Here is a 4316-nt window from a genome sequence, read left to right as displayed (position 1 = left end):
ACCGTGCACGCCCCGCATCCACGAGCTGGCCCATCGTCCCTGCACACGAACTGAACAATTGTCATAGTCCTTGCTATGGGATTGTCGACCATCAGACCACATTGGCCGTGCGCCAACAACTACCTCCAGTCACCTGGCTCCGGACCTAACGCACGCCAAGCGCCCTCCCCGACCGGCGATTTCCTCGACAAGCCAACGGTTCTGAAGTCGGGTCAGCCCGGTATCGGGCGAGACGCCACACGCCGCGGACGTGTGCGATCTGCGCGATTCCGGGGCCGCCGCCGATCAAGGGCTCCAACCCGTCCTTGAACTCTTATAGTGACTACTATAACGTGGAGTGAGCTGTCACTTCGACGTTGGAGACCACCATGACGCTCACCCAGGACAAGTACCGTCTGATCTCGGCTGACGACCACGTCGACCTATCGCACGAGCAGATCAAGTCCAATCTGGCGACGAAGTTCCATCAGGACTACGACAACGCAGTCGGCGAATTCGTCCAGCAGATGATGCCGATGCTCTCGGCGTCGACCAACCAGCTCTGGAAGAAGCAGAATGGGCAAGAAGTCGACGGCGACGATGAGCTCTACGGGTTCGCCACCGGCAATCACCCCGCCAAGGGGCGCCCCGGTCACACCGTCGCCAAGGAGCGGTTGGCCGACATGGACTTTGACGGTATCGAGTCGTCCATCACTTACTGCGAGGTCAGCGCGTTCCGCTACCTGTTCATGCTCAAAGAGGGCTCCAAGGAAGCCACCCGTGCGTTCAACACCACCCTTGCGCAGTGGGCCTCTGAGGATCCCGACCGCCTGCACATCAACTTCCAGATCCCCATCCACGACATCGATGCCGCGGTAGCGGAGGTCAAGCATGCCGCCGACGTTGGGATCAAGTCGATCCAGATGCCGGTCTATCCGTCCGAACTCGGCCTGCCCGACTACTGGGACGAACGCTACAATCCGCTGCTGGCGACCATCGAAGAAACCGGCATCCCGATCGCCCTGCACATCGGCCTCAACACCACTCTCGACGGCCTCGCGCGGCGCGATCCCACCCCGCAGCGCGGCATATTCGTCCCGATGGTGCCGCTGTCAAGCGCAGAATCCATGGGAATGTGGCTGCTGACCGGCATCTTCGAACGCTTCCCGCGACTGAAGACGGTGTTCGTCGAACCCGGCGTGGGCTGGGTCAGCTGGTGGCTCTACACCGTCGATGACATGAACACCCGCCAGGGCTACGAGTTCCCCGGTCTCAAAGAGCTGCCCAGCCACTACTTCCGGCAGAACGTGTACGTCACATTCATCGACGAGCCCGGCATCTTGCAACACGGCCGTGAGCGTCTCGGGGTGGACAACATCATGTGGTCCTCGGACTACCCCCACCCGGTGTCGAGTTGGCCGCATTCCCAGGACATCGCATCCCACCTGTTCCTCGACGCGACCGACGAGGAGCGCGACAAACTGCTGTTCAAAAACGCCGAGCGGGTCTGGAATCTCTGACAGCTCGTCTCGAGTCTTCGCTGAAAGGTAATGATGTCGGGCGTATTCGACGGCCTGAAGGTCCTCGACCTGTCATGGGGTATCGCTGGTCCGATCGCCACCATGCTGCTGGCCGATCACGGTGCGCAGGTCACCAGAATCGAACGGCCACAAGGTGATCCGTTCTCCGCACACCCCGGGTACAAGGTGTGGCACCGCGGCAAACGCAGCGCCGTGCTCGATCTGAAGGATCGCGACGACCACGAGGTGTTCCTGCGGCTGGCCGCGGCCGCCGACATCCTCGTCGAAAGCTTCGCACCCGGCGTCATGGACCGGCTGGGCCTCGGATACGACCCCCTCGCTGAGATCAACCCCCGGCTGATCTACCTATCGATCACCGGATACGGCAGAGACACCCGCGTCGCCGACCGGCCGGGCTACGACAGTCTGGTGATGGCACGCACCGGACTGCAGTTCGACCAACTCGGGCGTGTCGGCGGCCATCTGCACCACATCAACCGCGAGCCCGAATACCCGCTGGAGGATTTGGACCCACCCGAAGGCAGCGCCGACGGGCCACAGCGCGACGGACCGATGTTCTCGGCTTCGCCCTGGCCGAGCGTGAGCGCGGCCTATTTCGCGGCGATGGGTGTCGCTGCCGCACTTGTCGCTCGGGAGTCCACGGGCCGCGGCCAGCACGTGGAAACCTCGCTGCTGCAGGGCGCTTTGGGGGCAGGCACCGGCGCGCTGCAGCGTGCCGCCGACGTCGAGGCACCGATGTTTTGGACGTGGGTGTTCGATCAGCGCGCCTCCAAGGGTTTCTTCGAATGCGCGGACGGCCGCTGGATTCAGCACTGGGTGCCCAACCCGAAATTCGTGCTCGGGTCGTCGGAGGGCGACAAGCTCGAGCCCGCCGGCGTTCGTCCGTCCGAGGACCCTGATCGGATCCTGACCGGACCGGAGGACCTCATCGTCTACTGGCATTACCTGCCGTTGATGCGCGCCGCGTTCGCCAAGTTCACCTCCACCGAGTGGCTCGAGGCGGCCCGGGTGGCCGGTGTGTGCCTGCAGGTCGTGCAGTCGCCGGCCGAAGCGCTCACCGACGAACACATGCTCGCCGACGGCTGCGTCGTGGTGCTCGACGATCCCGAGCTGGGACCGCTGAACCAAGTGGGTTCCGTGCTGCGGCTGGACCGCAGCCTCGGCACACCCACGGTCGGCGCGGCGCGGCGCGGCGAGCACACCGATGCGGTGCGCGCCGAGGCCGCCGAACTACCCGCTGCCGCACCACAGTCGGCGGCCGCACCCTCCGCAGGGAAACCACCCCTGGACGGTGTATTGGTTGTCGACCTCGGCCTGGCCATCGCGGGCCCGTTCGGCACCCAGCTGCTATCCGATCTGGGCGCCACGGTGATCAAGGTGAACACGCTGTGGGACGGCTTCTGGCACTCCACCCATATCGCGTTCGCCGCCAACCGCGGCAAGCACAGCCTGTCGGTCAACCTCAAGGATCCCCGCGGCCTGGACGTGGTGCGGCGGCTCATCGACAAAGCCGACATCGTGCAGCACAACATGCGCTACGGCGCAGCGGTACGCTTGGGACTGGACTATGACACGGTCGCGGAGACCAATCCCGAGGTGATCTACTGCCACACACGCGGTTTCGACCGCGGCTACCGTGACGGTCAGCCCGGGAACGACCAGACCGGAGCCGCCCTGGCCGGAGTGGAATGGGCCGACGGCGGAATGGACGACGGCGGAACCCCGGTGTGGTCGCTGACCTCGCTGGGCGACACCGGAAACGGCTTCCTGTCCGCGATCGGGATGCTCGCCGCGTACTACGACCGGCTGAAGACCGGTAAGGGCCAATTCGTCGACACCTCCATCCTGTACGCCTGCCTACTGACGGCGTCAGGCACCTACGTGGACGCCAACGGCCGGGAGGCCAACCGGCCCAAGGTCGACAAGATGCTGTTCGGATTCAATGCGCTGCACGGCATTTACCAGACTGCCGACGGCTGGCTGACCATCGCCGCACTCACCGACAACCAGCGCAGTGCGTTGGGCGGCGCGGTGGGCATCGACGCGCTGACGTCGAGCGAGCCCACCGACCCGATCGGACGCGGCACCAACGACGCGGCTGTGCGCAAGGAACTCGAAGCGGCCTTCTTGACCCGCAGCGCGCTGGATTGGCGCGATGCGCTCGACGCGGCAGGCGTGCCAGCCGAGGTCAGCGATCCGCAGTTCTCCCGCAACGTGTTCGACGACGCAGAGCTGATCGCGCGCAGGTGGGTCACCTCGTACTGGCAGCCCCATGTCGGCAAGTTCGACCAGACCGGCCTCGGAGTCGACCTGTCCGATACGCCCGGCGTCATCCAGGGTCCGCCGTTGACCGTTGGCACCCACAGCAGGCAGATCCTCTCGGACATCCTCGGATACGGCAGCGACCAGATCGATGAACTGATCGGCGCCAATGTCATCGTCCAGACGGAGGAAGAGCCGGCTACGGCGTAAACGGGCGATATTGAGTGAATTCGGTCCGTCAACGGCGCAGAAGCTATGCAGCTCTTCGTCATTGATCTTGCGCTGCGGCCGGGACCGAAGTAACGAAGGAGAAAGTGCTGTGCGCATCGCCGAGCCCCCAGCGGCACCGACTCTTGCACGGCGTATCCGCGTCCGCTACGACGTCAGCGCTGTGGTCGACGAGCCGGGGGAGTGGCTGATGCGTGCCGAGTTGGTCATTCCGGCCGTGGCGAAGCACACCAACCACCTGACGCTGCTGTGCTGTACGCCCGGTGGCGGGTGCACGGGCGACTACTTCGACCTGGGTGAACCCGA

General features: G+C 64.7%; 3 protein-coding genes. All 3 read left to right on the top strand.

Going from position 1 to position 4316, the window contains the following annotated elements; genetic code table 11:
- Positions 1 to 368 precede the first annotated feature (368 nt).
- Positions 369 to 1499 (top strand): amidohydrolase family protein, encoded by a 1131-nt coding sequence (locus WAN71_RS14885; protein ID WP_422226065.1) that lies wholly within the window; start codon positions 369 to 371, stop codon positions 1497 to 1499.
- Positions 1500 to 1529: 30 nt separating this feature from the next.
- Positions 1530 to 3992, top strand: a complete 2463-nt coding sequence (locus WAN71_RS14880) for a CaiB/BaiF CoA transferase family protein (RefSeq protein WP_422226064.1) — start codon at positions 1530 to 1532, stop codon at positions 3990 to 3992.
- 109 nt (positions 3993 to 4101) lie between these two features.
- The coding region (locus WAN71_RS14875) for a hypothetical protein (protein WP_422226063.1) at positions 4102 to 4316 on the top strand (215 nt) is incomplete at its 3' end.

This window comes from Mycobacterium sp., assembly GCF_049280035.1.
Lineage (GTDB): Bacteria > Actinomycetota > Actinomycetes > Mycobacteriales > Mycobacteriaceae > Mycobacterium.
This window is presented reverse-complemented; position numbering and strand designations above follow the sequence as displayed.

Bases quoted from the DNA above. Each gene is read 5' to 3' on its own strand.
- WAN71_RS14880 (WP_422226064.1), top strand. From the start codon at position 1,530: ATGATGTCGGGCGTATTCGACGGCCTGAAGGTCCTCGACCTGTCATGG.
- WAN71_RS14885 (WP_422226065.1), top strand. From the start codon at position 369: ATGACGCTCACCCAGGACAAGTACCGTCTGATCTCGGCTGACGACCAC.